Origin of the sequence: Micromonospora sp. NBC_00860 (genome assembly GCF_045207375.1) — a bacterium.
In the GTDB taxonomy this organism is placed as follows: Bacteria; Actinomycetota; Actinomycetes; order Mycobacteriales; family Micromonosporaceae; genus Micromonospora; species Micromonospora vinacea.
In genome coordinates, this window is the sequence record NZ_CP108825.1 from 3321330 (window position 1) to 3342659 (window position 21330).

18 protein-coding genes are annotated in these 21330 nt (G+C 68.6%); 6 read left to right on the forward strand and 12 right to left on the reverse strand.

Annotated elements, in window-relative coordinates:
- Nucleotides 1-54: 54 nt before the first annotated feature.
- Genes OH804_RS15300 through OH804_RS15315 form a run of 4 tightly spaced genes read right to left on the reverse strand, consistent with a single transcriptional unit; the run spans nucleotide 55 to nucleotide 5459 of the window.
- The gene (locus OH804_RS15300) at nucleotides 55-2379 is read right to left on the reverse strand and encodes a glycoside hydrolase family 3 N-terminal domain-containing protein (RefSeq protein WP_406065948.1); all 2325 of its coding nucleotides are present in this window, start codon (nucleotides 2377-2379) and stop codon (nucleotides 55-57) included.
- 37 nt (nucleotides 2380-2416) lie between these two features.
- Nucleotides 2417-3277 (reverse strand): carbohydrate ABC transporter permease, encoded by an 861-nt coding sequence (locus tag OH804_RS15305; RefSeq protein ID WP_196922477.1) that lies wholly within the window; start codon nucleotides 3275-3277, stop codon nucleotides 2417-2419.
- 2 nt (nucleotides 3278-3279) lie between these two features.
- The gene (locus tag OH804_RS15310) at nucleotides 3280-4278 is read right to left on the reverse strand and encodes a carbohydrate ABC transporter permease (RefSeq protein ID WP_196922476.1); all 999 of its coding nucleotides are present in this window, start codon (nucleotides 4276-4278) and stop codon (nucleotides 3280-3282) included.
- Nucleotides 4275-5459, reverse strand: coding sequence for an extracellular solute-binding protein (locus OH804_RS15315; protein WP_406065951.1), 1185 nt, complete (start codon nucleotides 5457-5459; stop codon nucleotides 4275-4277). Before OH804_RS15315 ends, OH804_RS15310 begins: the two co-directional genes overlap by 4 nt.
- Nucleotides 5460-5721: 262 nt before the next feature.
- On the opposite strand from OH804_RS15315, the gene OH804_RS15320 reads away from it, so the two are divergent.
- A complete protein-coding gene (locus OH804_RS15320) occupies nucleotides 5722-6726 on the forward strand; it encodes a LacI family DNA-binding transcriptional regulator (RefSeq protein ID WP_196922474.1) in 1005 nt (334 codons plus the stop codon).
- A 16-nt stretch (nucleotides 6727-6742) separates the two neighbouring features.
- On the opposite strand, the gene OH804_RS15325 is transcribed toward OH804_RS15320, so the two are convergent.
- Entirely contained in the window at nucleotides 6743-7516 is a 774-nt protein-coding gene (locus OH804_RS15325) for a hypothetical protein (protein ID WP_406065953.1), read from the reverse strand.
- Between the two features lie 249 nt (nucleotides 7517-7765).
- Between OH804_RS15325 and OH804_RS15330 the strand changes: the two genes are divergently transcribed.
- Together OH804_RS15330 and OH804_RS15335 are read left to right on the forward strand one after the other, a co-directional pair.
- Complete coding sequence (locus tag OH804_RS15330; protein ID WP_196922472.1) at nucleotides 7766-9613, forward strand: glycoside hydrolase family 15 protein; 1848 nt, start codon at nucleotides 7766-7768, stop codon at nucleotides 9611-9613.
- A gap of 127 nt (nucleotides 9614-9740) precedes the next feature.
- On the forward strand, nucleotides 9741-10295 hold the full coding sequence (locus tag OH804_RS15335) for a hypothetical protein (protein ID WP_406065955.1): 555 nt from the start codon (nucleotides 9741-9743) through the stop codon (nucleotides 10293-10295).
- Between the two features lie 78 nt (nucleotides 10296-10373).
- Here OH804_RS15335 and OH804_RS15340 read toward each other — a convergent pair whose 3' ends face one another.
- Nucleotides 10374-10865 carry a hypothetical protein gene (locus OH804_RS15340; protein ID WP_406065957.1) on the reverse strand — a complete coding sequence of 164 codons (492 nt, stop codon included), beginning with the start codon at nucleotides 10863-10865 and terminating at the stop codon, nucleotides 10374-10376.
- A 301-nt stretch (nucleotides 10866-11166) separates the two neighbouring features.
- Here OH804_RS15340 and OH804_RS15345 point away from each other — a divergent pair, with 301 nt between their 5' ends.
- Nucleotides 11167-13356, forward strand: coding sequence for a HelD family protein (locus tag OH804_RS15345; protein WP_406065959.1), 2190 nt, complete (start codon nucleotides 11167-11169; stop codon nucleotides 13354-13356).
- Nucleotides 13357-14253: 897 nt separating this feature from the next.
- On the forward strand, nucleotides 14254-15246 hold the full coding sequence (locus tag OH804_RS15350; protein WP_231393883.1) for a DUF1152 domain-containing protein: 993 nt from the start codon (nucleotides 14254-14256) through the stop codon (nucleotides 15244-15246).
- A gap of 168 nt (nucleotides 15247-15414) precedes the next feature.
- On the opposite strand, the gene OH804_RS15355 is transcribed toward OH804_RS15350, so the two are convergent.
- Together OH804_RS15355 and OH804_RS15360 are read right to left on the reverse strand one after the other, a co-directional pair.
- A complete protein-coding gene (locus OH804_RS15355; RefSeq protein WP_406065961.1) occupies nucleotides 15415-15615 on the reverse strand; it encodes a hypothetical protein in 201 nt (66 codons plus the stop codon).
- A gap of 136 nt (nucleotides 15616-15751) precedes the next feature.
- Complete coding sequence (locus OH804_RS15360; protein ID WP_406065963.1) at nucleotides 15752-16492, reverse strand: alpha/beta fold hydrolase; 741 nt, start codon at nucleotides 16490-16492, stop codon at nucleotides 15752-15754.
- Nucleotides 16493-16764: 272 nt separating this feature from the next.
- Between OH804_RS15360 and OH804_RS15365 the strand changes: the two genes are divergently transcribed.
- On the forward strand, nucleotides 16765-17373 hold the full coding sequence (locus tag OH804_RS15365) for a TetR/AcrR family transcriptional regulator (protein WP_406065965.1): 609 nt from the start codon (nucleotides 16765-16767) through the stop codon (nucleotides 17371-17373).
- A 97-nt stretch (nucleotides 17374-17470) separates the two neighbouring features.
- Here OH804_RS15365 and OH804_RS15370 read toward each other — a convergent pair whose 3' ends face one another.
- From OH804_RS15370 to OH804_RS15385, 4 genes are all read right to left on the reverse strand, one after another.
- The gene (locus tag OH804_RS15370) at nucleotides 17471-18910 is read right to left on the reverse strand and encodes a dihydrolipoyl dehydrogenase family protein (RefSeq protein WP_406065967.1); all 1440 of its coding nucleotides are present in this window, start codon (nucleotides 18908-18910) and stop codon (nucleotides 17471-17473) included.
- Nucleotide 18911: 1 nt separating this feature from the next.
- Complete coding sequence (locus OH804_RS15375; protein WP_406065969.1) at nucleotides 18912-19469, reverse strand: hypothetical protein; 558 nt, start codon at nucleotides 19467-19469, stop codon at nucleotides 18912-18914.
- Nucleotides 19470-19545: 76 nt separating this feature from the next.
- A complete protein-coding gene (locus tag OH804_RS15380; protein ID WP_196922462.1) occupies nucleotides 19546-19845 on the reverse strand; it encodes a hypothetical protein in 300 nt (99 codons plus the stop codon).
- Between the two features lie 213 nt (nucleotides 19846-20058).
- Nucleotides 20059-21294 carry a low temperature requirement protein A gene (locus OH804_RS15385; RefSeq protein ID WP_406065971.1) on the reverse strand — a complete coding sequence of 412 codons (1236 nt, stop codon included), beginning with the start codon at nucleotides 21292-21294 and terminating at the stop codon, nucleotides 20059-20061.
- Nucleotides 21295-21330: the final 36 nt, after the last annotated feature.

The following is a 21330-nucleotide window of genomic DNA, read 5'->3' on the forward strand; positions in this document are numbered from 1 at the left end:
GCGGCTGGGACCGGCCCGCCGACTGTCCACTGGGGACAGTCGGCGAACCGGCTCTCAGCGAACGTCGGTGGTGGTCCAGCGTGGGGAGGCGTTGGTGACCGGGACGGTGTCACCGACAAGTGTGGTCACCGCCTGGGTGTCCCGCCGCACGCTGGTGCCGACCCAGAGTTCGACGTCACCGGGTTCCACGACGCGGGTGAACGTGCGGTCGGAGAAGGCCAGGCGGGTGGTGGGCACCGTCAACTCGACAGTGACGGACTGGCCCGGTTCCAGGTGGACCCGCCGGTAGCCGAGCAGCTGCGCGACCGGCCGGGTCACCGAGGCGACCAGGTCGCGACCGTAGAGCTGGACCACGTCGTCGCCGGCGACCGTACCGGTGTTCGTCACCCGCACGGTCACCCCTACCGACCCGTCGGTAGGCACCGTGCTGGGCACGGTGAGATCGCCGTACGCGAACGTCGTGTAGGACAGGCCGTGGCCGAACGGCGCCACGGGCGTCGCCAGCAGGTTCGTCCCCGCGTTCCCCGCGCCGAGGGTGGGGTGCAGGTAGGAGTACGGCTGCGCGCCGGCCGACCCGGGCAGGGTGACCGGCAGCCGGCCCGACGGGTTGACCCGCCCGGAGAGCACTCCCGCGATCGCCCCGGCGCCCTCCTCACCCGGGAAGAACGCCTGCACCACCGCCGCGCAGCGTGAGAGCGCCCAACCAAGGGCGTACGGCCGGCCGGTGAGCAACACGAGGACGACAGGTGTGCCGGTCGCCAGCACCGACTCGACCAGTTCGCGCTGGACGCCGGGCAGTTCCAGGTCGTCCCGGTCGCAGCCTTCGCCGACGGTGCCACGCCCGAAGAGGCCGGCGTGGTCGCCGACGACCAGGACGGCGACGTCCGCATCGGAGGCCGTGGTGACGGCCTCGTCGAAGCCGGACCGGTCGTCGGTGTCCACGTCGCAGCCGCGTGCCCAGGTGACGAGATCGCCGCCGAACTCGGCCCGCACGGCGTCGAGCACTGTCGACACCTCGATGCCGGTCTCCACGCCGGGATGCTGGACGAGGACGTGGTTGAGGAACGAGTAGCACCCGAAGAGCGCACTCTGCCGGTCGGCGTTCGGGCCGATGAGGGCCACCCGTCGCCCCGCCGGCAGCGGCAGCACATCCCGGTTGGCGACCAGCACGACCGATTCCTCGGCGAGCCGGCGGGCGATCGACCGGTGCTCCGGCGAGTCGAGGTCGATCGCCGGGGGCGGCTCGTCGCTGAAGGTCGCGTCGAGCAGACCCAGGTCCAGCTTCTGGCGCAGTACCCGCAGCACCGCGCGGTCGATGAGCGCCTCGTCGAGCGTGCCCGCCCGCACCGACTCCCCCAGGGTCAGATAGGCGTCGCCGGTCGGCAGTTCGACGTCGAGGCCGGCAGTCAGCGCCTGCCCGGCCGCCTCCGCGTGATCGCTCGCCACGTGGTGCAACAGGTTCAGGAACGCGACCCCGTAGTAGTCGGCCACCACAGTGCCGTCGAAGCCCCACTGGTCCCGCAGGACGCCGGTCAGCATGGTCGGGTCGGCGGCGACGGGCATCCCGTCGATCTCGGCGTACGAGTGCATGACACTGCGGGCGTCACCGTCGATGATCGCCATCTCGAACGGGGGGAGCAGTACGTCGGCCAGTTCCCGGCGACCGATGTGCACAGGGCCGAAGTTACGCCCGGCGCGCGAGGCGGAGTAACCGGCGAAGTGCTTGAGGGTGGCGTGCACCCCCTGCGACTGGAGGCCGCGCACGTACGACGTGCCGATGGTGCCGACCAGGTACGGGTCTTCGGCGATGCACTCGTCCACCCGGCCCCAGCGGGGGTCACGGATCACGTCGAGCACCGGAGAGAGCCCCTGGTGGATGCCCAGGGCCCGCATCGAGGCGCCGATCGCCGCGGCCATCTCGGTGACCAGTTCGGGGTCGAACGCGGCGCCCCAGGCCAGCGGGGTGGGGAAGGTGGCGGCCTTCCACGCCGAGAGCCCGGTGAGGCACTCCTCGTGGACGATCGCCGGGATGCCGAGCCGCGTCCCGGTGACCAGGTCGCGCTGGAACTTCCACAACCAGGCCGCGTGTTCGGCCGCGTCCACGGGGCGGGTGCCGTAGGTGCGGGTGAGGTGACCGAGCCCGTGCCGGGAGAACTCCTCGAGCTTGGCGTTCCCGCCGAACTCTCCCTGCATCGGTGCCACCGCCTCGCCGTCTTCCTTCTCCCAGAAGCCGACGAGCTGGGCGATCTTCTCCTCGATCGTCATTCGGCCGAGGAGATCGCGCAGGCGGGCCTCGCCGTCGTGCCCGTCCGGTCGGCCGTGCTCCGGACCTGACTGAGCCGGCGCCGGCCCGCCCACTACCGTGTGGACCTGAGTCATGCTGTGCCTTCCTCTGGTGTGCTCGTACCGCTGCCGCTCAGCCCTTTACCGCGCCCTGCAGACCACCGACGATCTGCTTCTCCGCGAGTGTGAAGAAGAGCAGTGCTGGCAGCATCGCCAGCGAGGTGAAGGCGAGTACGCCTGCCGTGTCGGTCGTGTACTGGCTGGAGAAGTTCTGCACGCCCAGCGGCAGGGTGTGCAGGTTGACATCGCTGAGCACGAGCAGCGGCAGCAGGAACGAGTTCCAGCTCGCCACGAATGCCAGGACGCCAACGGTGACGAGCGCGGGCCGCGACAGTGGCATCGCGATGCGCCAGAGGAAACCGAGCCGACTCGCACCGTCGATCGAGGCGGCGTCCTCCAACTCTCTCGGGATCGCCGAGAGGAAGGGACGCAGGATCACGATCGTCAGTGGCAGTGAGAAGGCGACCTGCGGCAGGATCACCGCGTAGTAGGAGTTGACCAGGTTCAGGTCACGCAGCATGAGGTAGAGCGGCAGGATCGCCGCACCGGCCGGAAACAGCAGGCCGAGGGTGAAGAAGGTGTAGAGCCCTTCCCGCCCGCGGAAGCTGTAGCGGGCGAGCACGAACGCGGCGGCCATCCCGAGGACGACCACTGCCAGCGTGGTGCCCAGGGCGATGACCGCGCTGTTGAACGCCTGTTGCCAGAAGTTGCTCTGGGTCAGCACCCTGGCGTAGTTGTCCCAGACGAACGGGTCGGGTAGGCCGGCCGGGTCCGCGACGATCTGCGGGGTGGTGCGGAAACCGCCGATGACCACGTAGATGACCGGGGCGATCGACACTGCCGCGATCGCGAGGGCGAGCGCGTAGGTGAGCGGCGTGCCCCAGGAGACCTGGCGGCGTCCGGTGGACGGGGGGAGAACCGAGTTCACGGCCATCGTCACTTCGCCCTTCCGGTGATGGCGCCCTCGATGTCGCGGCGGAGCAGGAACCGCTGGAACAGCAGCGCCGCCACGAACGAGATGACGAACAGGATTACCGCCACGGCGTTGCCGTAGCCCCAGAGCCGGGCGAAGAACCCGTTGTCCACCATGTACGTCGCCATGGTGGCCGATGCGCCGAGGGACCGCACCGCGGGCACCGAGGTCACCCAGATCATGTCGAAGATCTGCAGTGAGCCGATCATGGACAGGAACATCCAGATCCGGATCGTCGGGCCGAGCAGCGGGATCGTGACGTGCCGCTGGATCTGCCACCAGCTCGCGCCGTCGATGGCGGCGGCCTCGGTCAGCTCGTCGGGCACATTGGACAGTCCGGCGAGGAGCAGGATGATGGCGAAGCCGACATACTTCCAGGTGAGGACGGCAAGCAGGGTCCAGATGACCACATCCAGGTCCGCCAGCCAGGCCTGCACAAGGCCGCCCATTCCCAGGGACCGCAGCAGCGCGTCGACGGTGCCGTCGCCGGTCAGCAGCAGCTTCCACATGATGCCGACGGTGACCTCGGCCAGCACGTACGGCACGAACACCAGCAGGCGGAACACGGCCCGCCCACGGAAGCGACGGTTGAGCAGCAGGGCGACGCCCAGGGCGATCGGGCCCTGGATCAGCAGCGACCCGAACACGATGATGGCGTTGTTGCGCAACGCGTCGAGGAAGATCGGATCCTGGAAGGCGAGGGTGTAGTTGCGCAGGCCCACGAACTCGGTGGGAGGCCCGACACCGCGCCACCGGAACAGGCTGTAGTAGACCGCGAAGCCCATTGGCACCAGCACGAACATCACGTAGATGACGACGGCCGGCGTGGTGAGCCCGATGATCTCGTACCACTTGCGGCGGTTGTCGGCACGGCGGGCGGAGTCGCGCCCGGCCTCGCGGGGGCCCGCCGGCGACGCGGAAGCGCCGCCGGCGGGCATACGGATCTGGTTGGCGGAGGTCACTTGCTTGCGGCCGCCTTCATCGCCGAGACGACCTTCTCAGGCGTCCCGTTGCCGGCGAAGATGGCGACGATCGCGTCGTTCATCGCGGTGCCGACGGTGCTGCCGTAGGCCGTGTCCAGCCAGAGCTGGACGTAGCTCGCCCCGGAGGTGGCCTCCAGGATGGACTTCAGCGCGGGGTCCTTCACGGCGTCCGCCGCACCCTTGACGACGGGAAGACCGGTGCCGGTATCGGCGTAGCCCTTCTGCACCTCGGGGCTCACGATGTACTTGAGGAACTCGACGCACTCGGCCGGGGCGTTCTTGGCACAGGAGAACCCGTCGCCACCGCCGAGGGCCGCCTTCGGGTCACCCGGGGAACCGGAGATCGCCGGCACCGGGAACCAGCCGAGGAACGAGGCGAGCTTCGTCTTGTCCGTAGCCACGGTGTCCAGCGTGCCGCGGTTCCAGTCACCCATGAGCTCCATCGCGGCCTTGCCGTTGGCGAGCATGCCGTTGGCGCTGGTCGGATCGTTCTGGCCCGGGGTGGCGATGAAGTTCGGCTGGAACGGCTTGGTGTCGATGAAGGCCTTCAGGTCCTGGCCGGCCTTCACGAAGCACGGGTCGTCGAAGTTCTTCTCCGCCGATGCCTTCTTGAGGGTGTCGACAGAGCAGGCGCGCAGCGCCATGTTGTACCACCAGTGCGCGGCCGGCCACTTGTCACCGGCACCCACGGCGATCGGAATGACGTTGATCGCCTTGAGCTTGGTGACCGCGGCGTTGAGCTCCTCGAAGGTGGTCGGCGGCGCCGCGATGCCCGCCCTGGCGAACATCTCCTTGTTGTACCAGACGCCCTCGATGCCCATCCGGAACGGTAGGCCGTACTGCTTGCCCTTGACCTGCCAGATCTCCGCGGCGCTGCCGATGTTGCCGACCTCGGTCTTGGCCTGGTCGGTGATGTCCTTGAGGTAGTCGGCCTCGACCTGCTCGGTCATCTCGCCGCCGCCCCAGGCCTGGAAGATGTCCGGCGGGTCGCTGCTCAGCAGCGCGGCAGGGAGCCGGGTGCGCTGGAGTTGGTTCGTCTCGATCGCCTCGATCTCGATCTTGACGGTGGGGTGGAGTGCGGAGAAGTCCTTGGCGACCTTCTCCCAGTAGGTCTTGCCGGGCCCGTCCTGTGAGGCGTTGTGCCACCAGGTCAGGGTCACCGGGTCCTTGTACAGCTCGCCTTGAGGGGCCGCCTCTTCGCCGCCGCCGCTACACCCGGCGACCACGAGAACACTTGTCATTAACAGTGCCAGGACGGCACTCGCACGCCGCTTAATTGCCATCGATGTCTCCTCGACTAGTCAGTCGCGGTACTCGGCCTGCGGCGAAGTTTTACAGTCATGTAACTTGATGTCAATCGGTATCGATAACGTTTTCGAGTCGCTGACGACGCACCCCCGACGGGGCCCTATCATCATCGACGTGGTGTTTCAGCAGCGCGTCAAGATGTCGGATGTGGCACGTACTGCCGGCGTCTCGGTCGCGACCGTGTCCAAGGTTGTCAACGGCCGCTACGGCGTGGCCCAGGCGACCGTGGAGCGCGTCCAGCAGGTCATCCACGAGCTCGGCTACGAGGCGAGCCTGGGGGCGCAGAGCCTGCGCAGCCACCGCACCAACGTGCTCGGCATCCTGGTCGCCGAGTTCGAGCCGTTCTCGACCGAGCTGCTCAAGGGGGCGTCGCAGGAGGTCGCCGGCAGTGGTTACCAGCTGTTGGCCTACTCCAGCGGTGACGGCGAAGGTGCCGCCGTGGGGTGGGAGCGGCGCTCACTCGCCCGGCTCTCCGGCACTCTCATCGACGGTGCCGTGATCGTCACGCCGACAGTGGTCGAGACCGAACACAGCTTCCACGTGGTGGCCGTGGACCCGCACACCGGGCCGTCCGACCTGCCCACTGTCGATTCGGACAACTTCGCCGGCGCCGTGCTGGCGACAAACTACCTACTGTCCCTCGGCCACACGCGGATCGGGCACATCAGTGGACGCACCGATCTGAAGTCGGCGCAGCTGCGCGAGGCCGGCTTCCGCAGTGCGATGGCCGAAGCCGGCGTGCCGGTGGACGAGCGGCTCGTCCGCGTCGGCGGTTTCCGGATCGAGAGCGCCGCCGGCACGGCCGCGGAGCTTCTCGCCCTCACCGACCGGCCGAGCGCGATCTTCGCGGGTAACGACCTCTCCGCGATCTCCACGATGAACGTGGCCCGCGACATGGGCCTCTCGGTGCCCGACGACCTGTCGGTGATCGGCTTCGACAACGTACCGGAGTCGGCGCTGGTCAACCCGCCGCTGACGACCATCATGCAGCCGCTACAGCGGATGGGCGCCGAGGCGTTGCGCCTGCTGGTCGACCTGATCGCCGGCGTCGAACGCGACACCCACATCCGGCTCCCCACCGAGCTGGTCATCCGTTCCTCCTGCCGCCCGCTGCACTGACGCCCGGGGCCGGGCCCTAGACCGGGTAGGAGTCGTCGATCACCATCTCCCGGATCTCGATGATGCCGGGCCAGTGCCGGGAGACCGGGTCGGTACCGCGGCGCAGCCAGAGGGTCGTGCCGTCGGCGGCCGTCGCGGTCTCGATGACGTGGTCGGCATCCGCCTCGATGCGGCCGGTCTCGACCGGGCCCAGGCCGAGCGTCTCCGACTCGGTCCGCAGGTCGGCGCGGGCGAGGAACAACAGGGCCGCGCGACCCGGGTCGACGCCGACCGCAGCGGGCTCGACGCGGGCCAGCCACGGCTCCAGCGCCTCCACCGTCCCGGCGATCGTGGTCGCCGGGACGGTGACGAAGAGCCGGGCGACGAACTCGGCCTCGGTCGGTCCGATGTCCAAGGTGCGGTCGGGGGTTCGCCCGGTGCCGTGGGTCGCGCCCTCCCAGCCCAGCTCCTGGTCGGCCCGGTTGATCACCAGGTGGGTGGCCGGCGGGTCGGACGGGGCTTCGAGGGTTTCGGCGTAGCGGACGTTCTTCGAGAAGACGAAGTCCTGCTCGCGCCACCCGAAGCGGTGCAGCAGCGGGCGTGCCATGGCGTGCATGGCGCGTTCCTCACTGACCGCGACGAGGCGGCCCGACAGCAGCACGTCAGCGCGTTCGACGTCGACGTCCACCCCGTCGGCGCCGAGCTCGTCGGCGAGCGGGGCGTATCGGCGCAGAGTGGCGGCGGCGTTCCCGGTGCCGCGTTCCAGCCTGAGCATCGCCTTCATCGCGAACGGCGGCTTGTTCCTGGCCACAACTGCCCCCTCATGCCGGTGCGAGCGGTTACCCGACGAGCAGGAACGGGTGACCTGCTCCGATGATCTTCGCGCAGGGACCGTCAGCCCGCACTCCTCGTGCCCGGTCGGATCAGGTAGGTGAGGTGACCCGCCGGCGGTCGAGGTGGGTTGGGCACGCGACAGGGTGGCGAAACGTGAATCTCACCTAAGTCGACAATTCTTCCCCCTAGGTTCGATGCGCAGGACGCCGCCGAACCGGGGAGAGACGTGGACAGCTATCCGGCGATCGAGGATCACGGCCTCATCGGCGACCTGCAGACCGCCGCGCTGGTCACGTGCGACGGGACTGTCGACTGGTTCTGCGCGCCGCGGTTCGACTCGCCGAGCATCTTCGCCGCGCTGCTGGACAAGGAGAAGGGCGGCTACTTCCAGATCGCTCCGCACGACGTGCGGTACGTGACGAAGCAGCTCTACCTTCCCGGCACCCCCATCCTGATCACCCGGTTCATCAGCGCCGACGGGGTGGCCGAGGTGATGGACTTCATGCCGGTCACCGGCGAGCGGGCCACCGACGCGCACCGGCTGGTCCGCATCGTCACCATGGTCCGAGGCAGCATGCGCTTCCGGGTGGAGTGCCGGCCCCGGTTCGACTACGCCCGCGAAGAGCATCGGCTGGAACGCCACCACAACGGTTACGTCTTCCGCAGCCGGTCGGCGACGCTGACGTTCAACCCGGTCGACCCGGTGCGGCGGTTGATCTCCGAACAGGGTGACGTCCACCTTGAGGGCGGCGACCTGGTCGCGTACGGCACGCTGAACGAGGGCGACACCGGCGGGGTGGTCCTGGAGACCGCCGGTGCGGAGCCGCGCGTCATCCCGCCGGAAGAGATCCAGGCCATGTTCGAGTGGACCCGGGACTACTGGCGGCGCTGGCTTGAACGCTCCCGCTACACCGGTCGCTGGCGGGAGATGGTCGAGCGCTCCGCCATCACGCTGAAACTCATGACGTACGCGCCCACCGGCGCGATGATCGCCGCTCCCACCGCCGCGCTGCCGGAGCTGGTCGGCGGGACGCGCAACTGGGACTACCGCTACACCTGGGTCCGCGACACGTCGTTCTCGGTGCACGCGCTGCTCGGCCTCGGCTTCACCGAGGAGGTCAGCCGGTACATGAACTGGCTGGACGAGCGGATCCGCGAGGCCGGCGACCACCAGGATCCACTCAAGATCATGTACCGGGTGGACGGCTCCTCCGACCTGCACGAGGAGGTGCTGGACCACCTGGAGGGCTATCGCGGCTCCCGGCCGGTGCGGATCGGCAACGGCGCCGCCGACCAACTGCAGCTCGACATCCACGGCGAGGCGCTCTACGCCATGCACCTCGCCGACGAGCAGGGCATCCGCGTCTCGCACCAGGTGTGGAAGAGCACCGTCCGGCTGGTCGACTGGCTCTGCCACAACTGGGACCAGCCCGACGCCGGCATCTGGGAGAGCCGCCACCACCCCCGCAACTACACCTTCGGTCGGGTGATGTCCTGGGTCGCGCTGGACCGGGCCATCAGGCTGGCCACCCGCACCGGCCGGCCCGGGGACATGACCTGCTGGACCGAGCAGCGCAACCGCATCTACAACCAGGTCATGGAGCGCGGATACAACCGGGGCCGCGGCACCTTCGTGCAGGCGTACGACGAGACAGTGCTGGACGCGGCGCTGCTCGCCATGCCGGCGGTCGGCTTCGTCACGCCGAGCGACCCACTGTGGCAGTCCACCCTGCAGGCGATCGAGCGCGAACTGGTCTCCGACAGCCTGGTCCACCGGTACGACCCGGTCCACTCCCCCGACGGTCTCCCCGGCCACGAGGGCACCTTCAACATGTGCACCTTCTGGTACGTCGAGGCGCTGGCCCGTTCCGGTCGCCTCGACGACGCCCGACTCACGTTCGAGAAGATGTTCACCTTCAGCAACCACCTCGGCCTCTACGCCGAGGAGATCGCCGCGACCGGGGAGCAGATCGGCAACTATCCCCAGGCGTTCAGCCACCTCTCTCTGATCAACTCCGCGCTGACGCTCAACGACCTGCTCGACACCGAGGCCGACGCCCGCCGCCGCCGGTAGCGCCAGCAGGTTCGGTCAGCCCGCCGCCGGCACGGAGCCGACGGCGGGAAGAGCTTGACGCGCCCACGTCCATCCCGCATCGTCGACATGCATCGACCATCTCGAATGTATGGACACGGGGGAACCGATGAAGGCCTTCGTCACCACCGTCTCGGCCGCGGCCCTGCTGCTCCTGGCCACGGGCAGCGCATCCCATGGCCAGCCAGCCGCCGACCCGCCCTGCACCGGGCAGATCCACCCGAACCCGGGGTTCGAGCGTGGCACCACCGGCTGGACGGCCGGCCCCCGCATCGTCGTGTTCGGCGACGCGGCCCGGCCCGCGCACACCGGCCGCGCGTACGCCACCTTCGCCGGGTTGGACGTGACCCGTGCCGACCTGCTGCGCACCACCGTCACTGTGCCGGCCAACTGCGACCTGACGGTCCGCTTCTGGGTGCGGACCACCACCACGGAGACCAGCCGCGGCGACTACCTGAACGTCGGACTGGCGGTCACCGGGATACCACCGAAGACGAGGTTCTCGCTGGCCTTCGACGGCGGGGCGCAGTGGCGGCAGTACGTCATGTCGAGCGGCACCGCGACGGCCGAGCGCACCGCGACGGTCAGCTTCCTCGCCAGCGAGACGGCCGGCAACGGTGCGACCGCCTTCGACGTCGACGACGCGTCCTTCACGTTGAGCTGACCTGCGCGAGACAGCCCTCCGACTAGGTAATCGCTTTCGGGCCGCGCGATCTCGGCCCAACATCAGCCGCAGGTCAACTCAGCGTGGTTGCGTGGACCAGTCCACCGTCTCGAGAGCGGGGTGGCTCTTGACCGCCTCGACCAGGGGCCCGGCCCCGCTGACCTTGGTGGCCAGTAGGTCGTAGTCCGTCCAGACGAACCAGGACCGATCCGTGGGCCACAGATTCGTCGCTGAGAACGCATAGGGCCCTCCGCGTTCTTCGAGCAGTTCGGGGACTGCTGACAACGGCCCCCGCCACACGTGAGGGTTGTCGAAGTCACCGGCCGGCAAGGACGCGTAGAAGGCGACGCAGTCGGTCCCGGGGCCGTCGATCGAACAACGACTTAGGGTGTCCAACAGGGCATCAAGGCTCTCCTCGCCTCCGATGCTGGAATTCTCGTACATCGCATGAAGAATCCAGGTCGACGATTGCCAACCAGCGGCGTCATATCCGGTGGTTGCCTCCCAAGCAGGACGGTCCGCAAGCCAGGTCAACAGCGGGGCCGGAGCCTCAACGCGTTCCATCGACACGCCGCCATCGTGCCGCACCAGCCAGACCGACGCGGTACCGCCTCTGACCCGACGACGACTTCGGCCCGGAGCCCGCCTGCCAACACCCTCGGAACGCACCCGCAGAACAGATGAAGACCGAACTGTCAATATGCGAATCGAGGTTGGTGAGGCCACAGGCAACCTCGGAACTGCAAGGCATTGAGATACCGATCTCTGCCGGCGAATCTCCTGGCCGGTGAGGGAAAGCAACTCTATGCTTGCCGCCGAATGCGCTGCGGCTCATCCGGGCCGAGGGTTACCCCGATACAAGGATTTGCGAATGCACCGGAAGTCTGCTCTGAGCAACGGCACTGCTGGCGTCGGCGAAGGAGCACCTGACGGCCAACCGCCGACCTCTACCGCAGAGGGTGCCGCGCGCCGATCCGCGGTCGCCGAGGAACAGGCATTTCTGGATGTGGCCACGGCCCGGCGCGACAGGCTGGCCGATCACCTACAGGTCGAGCTGTCGTCAGAGGCCCAGGACGCGTTGGAGCGGGCTCGGCAGCGCATGCTCCGGCAGCAGTACGACGAGCTACGGCGAGCAGAGGAAGGGCTGGTCTTCGGCCGCCTCGACGGCCTTGATGGCACAGTGCGCCACGTGGGCCGTGTCGGTCTCCGCAACGACGGCGAGGGCGGTGAGCCACTGCTGGTGGACTGGCGGGCTCCCGCAGCTCGGCCGTTCTACACCGCTACGGCCGTCGACCCACAGGGTCAGGCGCGGCGCCGGCACATCCGTACGACGGGATCGGCCGTCGTCGGCGTGGACGACGAGCCCCTGGACGGGACCACAACGGCGGAACTCGTCGGCGAAGGCGCCCTACTTGCCGCCCTCGGCCAGCGGCGCACCGGTCACATGTCGACGGCGATCTCCACCCTGCAACGCGAACAGGACGACATCATCCGGGCGGAGGCGACCGGCCCGCTGGTCGTCCAGGGCGGTCCCGGCACGGGCAAGACCGTGGTGGCCCTGCATCGCGTCGCGTACCTGCTGTTCACCTACCGCAAGCTGGCCGACCAGGCGGTCCTGGTCCTGGGCCCGTCGCCGCGGTTCCTCCAGTACATCGCCCAGGTGCTGCCCGCGCTCGGTGAGACCGCCGTCGTCTCGGCGACCTGCGACACGCTGCTGGCCGACGTCCAGGTGGGCCGCGACGAGAGTCGGCTTCTCGCCGAGATCAAGGGCCGCGCCCTCTGGCAGCCCGCGCTCGAAAGCTACGTCGCGTCGCTGCTCCCCCGGCCGCGCGAGCTGAAGCTGCGCTGGGAGGGCGACTTCTACGTCATCCCGCCCGCAACGGTGGCGCAGGCGCTCGCCTCGGCGGTGCAGGGACGCCCGTACCACCGCGCCCGCGCGGTGTTCGCCGAGCAGTTGCACCACCTCCTTGCCGATGTCGTCGCCGAGCAGCGCGAGGCGCTGATGGAAGAGATGGAGGAGGGCTTCGAGGACATCCTCGCCCGCGTCGACAGGAGCATGGAGCAGGACCACCAGCCCACCCGGACGTCCACCGGCAGTGACGTCGACGGACTACTTTCCGAGGAGGAGGTCGAGCAGCTCCGTTGTCGTATCGCCGAGAACGCCACCATCGCCCGGTTCATCGAGGCATGGTGGCCCACCCTCGACCCCGAGACCCTGCTGGGTGATTTCCTGACCGACCGCGCCCTGCTGGCCCGGTTCACCCCGCAGCTGTCCCCCGAGGAGATCACCGCCGTCGCCGCCGAGCCCGCCCCCTGGGCATCAAGCGACATCCCGCTGCTCGACGCCCTCGCCGACCTGCTCGGCGAGGTCGACACCCCTCAACCACAGGGCGAGTTCCTCGCCGAACGGGCTCGCCGCCAGCGCGGCTGGGTGTACGGCCACGTCGTCATCGACGAGGCGCAGGAGCTGTCCGAGATGCAGTGGCAGATGGTTCTCCGGCGTTGTCCCAGTCGCTCCATCACCGCCGTCGGCGACATCGACCAGGCCGAGGCAGCCCACCGGCACACCACGTGGGCACAAGCGGTGCAGGCTGCCTTCGGAGACCGCTGGACCGGCGCGGAACTCACCATCTGCTACCGGACCCCGCGCGAGGTCATGGACCTCACCGAACCGGTCTTGAAGAGGGCTGGCAGCCACAACACGCCGCCACGAGCGGTCCGTTCCTCCGGCATCGCCCCCTGGGAGCTCGCCATCACCCCCGCTGAGCTTGCCGGCGCCGCCGTCGAAGCGGTGCGGCAGTTGCGGCTCCGGTGGCACGGCGGCACGGTCGGCGTCATCGCCCCCGCGACCCGCATCGCCGAACTCTCAGCCGTGCTCAGTGATGTGCCGGTGCTCACCGCGACCCAGTCCAAGGGATTGGAATGGGACACGACGCTGCTCATCGACCCTCAGGGCATCGCCGCCGAACCGCGCGGCTGGAACGGCCTCTACGTCGCGCTCACCCGATGCACCCAGGAACTCGGCCAACTGACACTCACGCAGCAATCGGCACACCCATGACGTCTGTTGGACGCTGTTCGAGATGCGCGCTGTTCTGCTGAACCAGGAACGGTCGCCCACGTCCTGACGAGCGTTCGAACAAGTCCGAACAAGCCGGTGAGCAGCCCGGACAGGCGCGCTTGTGTTCGGGACAGCAATCGGCGGTAGCTGCCCCCAATTCGTCGCCCATACGCTGACCCCAATCACCCGTGACGCCGGCGAATCGAAGCTGGGAAACGAGTTCGCCCACACGGGTCCGGACGTCGGACATGTTCGGCAATGCGTCACCGCTGCCGGCTCATTCGAACGGCAGCCATGCAGAAAGTGAGGCGAGATCTTGAGGAGATCACTGCTAGCGCTGGCAACGGCGATCGTACTTCCGCTGAGCACACTGGCTGTGCCGACTCCCGCGCTTGCTGCGGGTTGTACGACTACCGGGTACATACAAATGCGGTTCGCGTCGGCCCCATGGCGCTACGGCTACAGCAGCTCATCCAAAATCGCAGGCTACGCCTCTCCCGACTACACCTACACGATGGACGGGCGCTGCACCAGCCCAGCCGGCCTCCTGTGGTACCGAAGGGCAGCGGATCCGGTCGTGGTGTACATCTACAGCGCGCACCGGATCAACTAGTCACGCGCCTTCGGTGATGTGGGCATAGCGCCAAAAGCGCCCTCCGTGCTGGGATTATCGCGCCTCTCGCGGGCCGCATCGTTTCGGCACGAGGGGCGCTTTCCCGATACACCGATCGCACGCGTCTCGGCGTCGTCGAGATCATCGGGGTCGTCAGGGTGAGGACGCACCGCCGCACTGAAGCACGGCTTCCACGATGATCTCACCCTGCTCGCCCCTCCCCCGTTCCCGCCAGCCAGCGGCGTCGCAGGTGCCCGCCGAGCGTCAGTGATCATTGAGCGGTGATGACCCCTGCGGCGCCGCCGGCCGACTCCGGTGTGTTCTCGTTGGCCGTTCCGCCACTGTTCGCCGCGTTGGCCCCGGCGCGGAGCATCCTCATCGCCGGAGCAGGCGGGGGTTTCGACGTGTACGCGGGCCTGCCCTTGGCCTTCGCGTTGTGGCGTGCCGGGGCGCAGGTGCACCTGGCCAGCCTCTCCTTCTCCGAACTTGAGCTGATCGACCGAGACGCGTGGGTGGCGGAGCACGTCGCGGCGGTTCAGCCGGATACCACCAGCCCCGACTGGTACTTCCCGGAGCGAACGCTCGCCCGATGGCTGGCGGCTCAGCAACTGCCGTCGACGGTGTACGCCTTCCCGCCGCTCGGCGTCCAGCCGCTACGGACGGCGTACCGGCACCTGGTGGAACGCCTCGACATCGACGCGGTGGTACTGGTCGACGGCGGCACCGACGTACTGCTGCGGGGCGACGAAAGCAATCTCGGCACTCCGGTGGAGGACATGACCAGTCTGGCCGCGGTGGCCGCGCTGGACGTACCGGTCAAGCTGGTGACCAGTCTCGGCTTTGGCATCGACGCCTACGACGGCGTCAACCACGTCGAGGTGCTGGAGAACCTCGCCGCGCTCGACCGCGACGGCGGCTACCTCGGCGCCCTGTCCATCCCCGGTTCCAGCCGGGAGGCGGAGCTCTACCGCGCTGCCGTCGCTGACGCCCAGAACGCCACCCCGCAGCGGCCGAGCATCGTTCAGGGACAGATCGCCGCCGCCACCAGCGGCGCGTTCGGGGACGTCCGATTCAGCCGGCGCACCGGCGGCGGCGACCTGTTCGTCAACCCGCTGATGGCGGTCTACTTCACCGTCGATCTCGACAAGCTCGCGGCCCGATGCCTGTACCTCGACCGCATCGAGAACACCATCGGCAGACGGCAGGTCATCACACGCATCCAGGCGTTCCGCGACGAGCTTGTCGGCGCCCGCATCCCCCGCGCCTTCCCGCACTGATCGCCCGGACGGGCTTCACCACCGTGTTCTGGGGCGGCGTCCCAGCCGATCGAACGGACAGCCCTGCCCAGGGATATCTCCTCGCCCAGAAACCTGTGGCCCAGACACCGCTTTGACGACGGCACGTCAACAGCAGAGCCGCTCGGTGTCACCTGGTTGGTCACTCAACTAGATCGCGCCGTCCTCCACCATGCTGAGCATCACGTCGAGGTCACCAGATCGGATCATCTCTCCCAGGGCCGCCACCATCGCCTCGACACCTGGCCTTGGAATGATGACCAGGTCGGAGCACCAGAAGTATCGGCCACCACCAACCTCCCCGGTCCCAGCCCACCGTTGCAGGAGACGGTCGATCTCATCTGTCGTCATGAACGTGGCGTAACGACGGGTGCCATCAGCGAGGCACAGGTGCGCATCTATGTTGTCGGCGGTCGCCGGCTTGGGCACCCTTCTGTTCGGCACCGTCGGTGGTGGAATGAACCAGACGCCGCGTCGGCAAGCCTGGTTAACCCTGGCGGCTCTTGGACATCTGCATCGAGCGTGCGGTGGCGCGGGCGGCGGTGTCGATGAGGTCTGCGACCGGGCCGGGTTGCGAGACTGCCACAGCGTGGGAGGCGGCGATCTCAACTGCCGTGGACCCCGCCCTGTCGGCCAGAAAGCGCTGCAGGTCCGGTGGAATCCCCAGGTCCTGGGTGGTGATCAGGGTCCAGGAGGGGATCGTCTTCCAGGCGGCCTTCGTCACGCCCTCCTCCTGGGCGCTCGCCGAGGCGGGCCGCTGCGTCGCCGCCATGATCTCGGCGGTGCCGCGATCGACGTCGGCGGCGAACACCTCGGGGAACTTGTCCTGCAGGATGTACTGGTCCATGGTCGTGCCGCCGTCGTCGGAGGGGATCGGCACCATATTGATGCTGGTGGCGAGCTGACTGCCGGGGTACTTACCGAGCAACCCGATCACGCTTTCGCCTACGTCCGGGCTCACGCTGGCGACGTACACCAGGGCCTTGACGTTGGAGGCACCATCCGCGGCCTCGGTCATGACCAGCCCGCCGTAGGAGTGGGCGGCCATCACGACCGGTCCGGGCAGGCTGTCCAGGAGGGCCCGCACGTAAGCGGCGTCCTTTTGCACACCGCGCAGCGGGTTGGCGACGGCAATGACCGGGTAACCCCGACGTTTGAGGTCAGCGATCACCCCGTTCCAACTCGACGAGCCGGCGAATGCCCCGTGGATCAGCACAACTGTCGGCATCCCAGCGTCCTGCGTAGACGTGTCAGAAGCAGCGCTCATCTGGAGTCCTTTCGAGAGGTCTTCGCCACCCACTGCCTGCGGTAATGAGACCGGACCGACGAGGACGGTGAACGGCGCGTTTCCCCGGCAGCACGCATCAGCCGGCGATCCGTTGCGATGGGTTGCCGCATTTAGAATCCGGCACGGGTCGGGCCGCTGTCAGCGAGATCGAAGAACGGAGTGCCTCCCGCACGTACAGATCAGACCGAACGTTCTGTCGCTAAGATGGGTGGATGGCGAGCGACGAACCCACTGCCCGACCCTCTGAGGCACGTTCCAAGCTTCTTCGCACGGCGACCAGGATCTTCTACGCGGAGGGCATCCACTCCGTCGGCGTCGACCGGATCATCGCCGAGGCGAAGGTGACCAGGGCTACTTTCTACCGGCACTTCCCCAGTAAGGACGACCTCATCCTGGCCTACTTGCGGGAGGTGCATCAGCTGGAGCGCGGCATGGTCGACGAGGCCCTCGCCGCCAACCGATCGCCTGTCGATCCGCTCCTGACCATCGCCGGTTCCATCGCTCAGAACATCCAGTCCCCCGGGTTCCGTGGGTGCGCGTTCCTGAACGCCGCGGCGGAATACCCCGACACGAACCATCCCGTGCACCAGGAACTCATGGCCCACCGGCAATGGTTCCTGGACACCATCACCATGCTCATGGCACGGGTCCACGAAGAAACGGCGGATCCCGCAGCGCGCCACTTCGTCATGCTCCGGGACGGCGCCATGGCGGCCGGCTGCCTTTCCGACGCCACGTTGGTGTCCGAGACCTTCCTGCGCGGCGTCGAAGGACTTCTCAGGATCAACTCGGAGCGCCAGTCGGCGGAGTCAGCCGGTTAGCCCCAGCGCGACCACCCCGCACGACTAGAACTGGGCCACCCCGGGTGAGGGGTGACCCAGCTCATCGGCGATGGCGCCGGCGGCCGCACGGCTCAGGTCAGCGGCCGTACGCCTCCAGCAGGCGCAGCCAGACCTCGCTGACTGTCGGGTACGCGGGCACGGCGTGCCACAGGCGCTCCAGTGGGACCTCACCGACGATGGCGATCGTCGCGGCGTGGATCAGCTCCGCGACGTCCGGGCCGACGAGGGTGAGGCCGACGATCACCCTCCGGTCCTCGTCCACCACCATCCGGGCATGCCCCTGGTAGCCGTCGGCGTGCAGCGCGGCCCCGGCGACCGCGGCCAGGTCGTAGTCGACGACCCGGATCCGCAGTCCGGCAGCCTCGGCGGCGGCTGCGGTCAGCCCCACCGACGCGACCTCCGGGTCGGTGAAGACGACCTGCGGCACGGAGCGCTCGTCGGCGGTGGCGACGTGCCGACCCCACGGGCGGTCGTCCGTCATTTCGCCAGTGGCCCGTGCCACGATCACGTCGCCCACCGCGCGACCCTGGTACTTGCCCTGGTGGGTCAGGAGCACACGCCGGTTGACGTCCCCGGCCGCGTACAGCCATCCGTCGCCGATCAACGCGCCGGCACCGTCGACCACCCGCAGGGTGTCGTCGACGGTGAGCCAGGCACCCGGCTTCAGGCCGATCCGGTCGAGGCCGACGTCGTGCGTGTTCGGCGTACGGCCGATCGCGACGAGGATTTCGTCGGCCTCGACCTGCTCGCCGTCGGTGAGCGTGATGTGCACAGTGCCGTCACCGTCGCGGCTCACCGACGTGGCCTCGACACTGAGACGAACCGACACGCCAGCTTCCCGCAGGGACTGCGTGACCCGCTCGCCGACGAACGGCTCCGCCAGAGTGAGCACTCCGTCCCGCGCGAGCACCGTCACCGCCGATCCGAGGCCGGTGTACGCGGTCGCCATCTCCGAGGCCACCACGCCACCACCGATGATGGCGAGCCGGCCGGGAACCTCGCTCGCGGCGGCTGCCTCACGGCTGGTCCACGGTGCCGCCTCGCGCAGACCGGCGATGTCCGGCACCAGGGCGCTACTTCCGGTGGCGACGACGACAGCGTGTCGGGCGGTGAGCGAGGTGGTGGTGCCGTCCGCGCCGGCCACCTCGACGATCCGGTCGGAGCCGATCCGCCCGTGACCCCGGTACAGCGCGATCCCGGCCGAGTCCAGCCAGGACACCTGCCCGTCGTCCTTCCAGTGCGAGGCGAAGGAGTCCCGGCGGCGCAGCACGGCCGCCGCGTCCAGCTCGCCGGTCACCGCCTCGCGCGCACCGGGCAGTTGGCGTGCCGCCCGGAGCGCCGTCTGGCTGCGCAGCAACGCCTTGGTCGGCATGCAGGCCCAGTAGGAGCACTCACCCCCCACCAGTTCCCGCTCGACGATCGCGGCGGTCAGGCCGCCCCGCACGACGCGGTCGGCGACGTTCTCCCCCACCGGCCCCGCGCCGATGACAATGACGTCGTACGTGGCGTTCTGCACGTCAGTTCTCCTTCGCGGCGCGGCCGAGGCGGATGGCCGCGATGAGGAAGAAGATGGCGCCGGGGATGGCGTAGCCGATGGCGTTGGTCAGCGCCGGGTTGTCCGCGGAGGCGGCCGCGAAGAACGACCCACCGGCGATGACGGAGATGCCGCCGCTGATGATCATCGGCCACTGGCCGCCCATCCTGCGGCGGGTGACGCCCACGATCAGCTGAACCAGCCCGGCCACGACCGCCCAGGCGCCCCAGACGCGCAGGACCGCCGGGATGCCGGACGCGCCGGCGATGCCCAGGCCCACCGCGGCGAGCAGGCTGATCGCGACGTTCACGTACAGCAGGGTGGGCGATCCGGTGGCCCGCGACGCGCGGACATCGACGATGGCGGCGGCCACGTCGAACAGCGGGTAGATCACGAGCAGCGCGGCGGTGAGGGGGTTGAGGTGCTTGGCGAGCGGGAGCGTCACGGCAGCCCAGACGATTGCGAAGGCGAAGCGACCGAAGTACAGCCGCCGCAGAGCAGCGGCCGTCGTCGAGATGCCGGGAACGGCAACGGTGGTCATGGTCATCCTCTCGGTGGTTCAGGGGTGAAGGGACGCCCAGCGGGGGTGCGGGCTACCGCCGGGACGGGACGGCGTGCTACTCGATGTCTGAGAACAGCCCCGTGATCTCCACCTGAGCACCCTGGAGTCCACCGAAGACGGCACCGGCAGCGGGCGTCGCGACTGCGGCGGAGGCGTCCTCGTAGCTGGCGAAGTACAGGTCGAGCGTCCGGTACGCGGGAGTGGGCGTGCCGTCCTCCTTCGGCCACACCTTGGCCGACTCGACCCGCTGAAGCTTCGGGAACGTCTCGGCGGCCCGGCGTACGTCGGCGTAGAGCTTCTCGAACTCGTCGGGGTCGGCGGGGTTGCCGATGACGAGGGTGATCTTGGTAGGCATGGCGGTCTCCTTCAGGCACAGCCGCACACCCGGCTGACACCAGGTAGAACGAACGTTCTGTCCCTGAGAACCGTACTGCCGGAAACCCCTGCCGTCAATACCGACCGTTCTATCTCGTCGTGATGCGCGTGGAAGCAGTGCCGGTACGACCTGAACGGGCGGTACGCGCCTCTCCGGAGCATTTACGCCCAACAGGGGCGCACGACCGCCGCGTCACGCCTCGGAGTCCCGATCTCCGGAAGTGTCCCGTCCGATCGGCGAGGCGGGAACCTCCAGCGGCTGGCCTCGCCTTCCCAGCGCACCGAGGAACGCGACCAGGGCCAGCACTCCGACCACCACGCTCAGCCCGACCATCGGCGCCCAGTGGATCAACACCGGCGTGGACAGCAACAGGGCGGCCAAACCGACGATCTGGGATCGGGAGACCTGGCCGAGAATCTCGTGCTCCATCCGCATCCGGGCGACGAGGAAGAGCATCGGACCACCCACCACGAACAGCAGCCAACTGGGCCGCGGCTCCCCGAACGGATGGTCGATCACCAACTCGTAGCCGACCGCCGTGACGAGCACGCTGAGCACGATCAACAGATGGGTCCGTTCCGACACCGCGCCCAGCCGGCCGGGCATACCCGCCCGGCCGAACGCCTCCGTCAACAGCAGACCGGCACGGTAGAAGTAGATCCGCCAGAGCAGCGCGCTGGTGGCGAACGCGACAGCGAAGGCGGCGGCCCGCCCCGCGGAGTAGTCCGCGCCGCTGAAGACCACGCCGATGACCAGAATCGACTCACCCAGCGCGATGAGGAACATCTGCTGATAACGGTCGGCGAGATGAGTCCCTGCGATTCGCCACCGACCTATCTTCGAGACCCCGAACCACGGCAGCGGCCAGCCCAGTGTCCAGGCGAGGTAGTCGACAGCGAGGGCGACAGCCCACAGCGGCAGCCGGAGGTGATCCGGGCCCAACGCGCCGGCCAGCCACAGCGGGGCGCTCGCCAACGCCCACACGACAAGCCGGAACGGCACCAGGCGTCGCGGATGGCCACGCAGCGCGACGGCCACCACGAGCGGCCGCACCACCATCACCATCAGATACGCGACCGCGAACGGCAGCGCTCGCTCCTCCATGGCGCGCGGCAGCGTCACCGCCATGATCAGGCCGGCGAACATGGTGCCAACCACGACGGCCTGAATGACCGGCTGCTCCGGTTCGTACCGACTGGTGATCCACGCGGTGTGCGACCAGATCAACCAGAGCGCCAAAAAGAGCAGCAGGGTACGCCCGAACCCGTTGACGAGCGCCCAGCCGGTGTCATCGCTGAGACCGGCGAATCGTTGCGAGACCCGGGTGAGGGCCACAACAAAGGCCAGATCGAAGAACAGCTCCAGGAAGGTCGCCCGACCCGAACTCATCGGAGGGCGCAGCAGTTCGGCACCCCGCCCCGCCGCCATCGTCAGCCTCCGTCCGCCCCGTGCTACCAACGAGCC

What these genes read in the sequence shown, in the direction of transcription:
- OH804_RS15305 (WP_196922477.1), bottom strand. Translation starts at nt 3,277, where the DNA reads ATGGCCGTGAACTCGGTTCTCCCCCCGTCCACCGGACGCCGCCAGGTC.
- OH804_RS15375 (WP_406065969.1), bottom strand. Translation starts at nt 19,469, where the DNA reads ATGACCACCGTTGCCGTTCCCGGCATCTCGACGACGGCCGCTGCTCTG.
- OH804_RS15380 (WP_196922462.1), bottom strand. Translation starts at nt 19,845, where the DNA reads ATGCCTACCAAGATCACCCTCGTCATCGGCAACCCCGCCGACCCCGAC.
- OH804_RS15385 (WP_406065971.1), bottom strand. Translation starts at nt 21,294, where the DNA reads ATGGCGGCGGGGCGGGGTGCCGAACTGCTGCGCCCTCCGATGAGTTCG.
- OH804_RS15335 (WP_406065955.1), top strand. Translation starts at nt 9,741, where the DNA reads ATGAAGGCCTTCGTCACCACCGTCTCGGCCGCGGCCCTGCTGCTCCTG.
- OH804_RS15360 (WP_406065963.1), bottom strand. Translation starts at nt 16,492, where the DNA reads ATGCCGACAGTTGTGCTGATCCACGGGGCATTCGCCGGCTCGTCGAGT.
- OH804_RS15350 (WP_231393883.1), top strand. Translation starts at nt 14,254, where the DNA reads ATGACCCCTGCGGCGCCGCCGGCCGACTCCGGTGTGTTCTCGTTGGCC.
- OH804_RS15365 (WP_406065965.1), top strand. Translation starts at nt 16,765, where the DNA reads ATGGCGAGCGACGAACCCACTGCCCGACCCTCTGAGGCACGTTCCAAG.
- OH804_RS15300 (WP_406065948.1), bottom strand. Translation starts at nt 2,379, where the DNA reads ATGACTCAGGTCCACACGGTAGTGGGCGGGCCGGCGCCGGCTCAGTCA.
- OH804_RS15345 (WP_406065959.1), top strand. Translation starts at nt 11,167, where the DNA reads ATGCACCGGAAGTCTGCTCTGAGCAACGGCACTGCTGGCGTCGGCGAA.
- OH804_RS15355 (WP_406065961.1), bottom strand. Translation starts at nt 15,615, where the DNA reads ATGACGACAGATGAGATCGACCGTCTCCTGCAACGGTGGGCTGGGACC.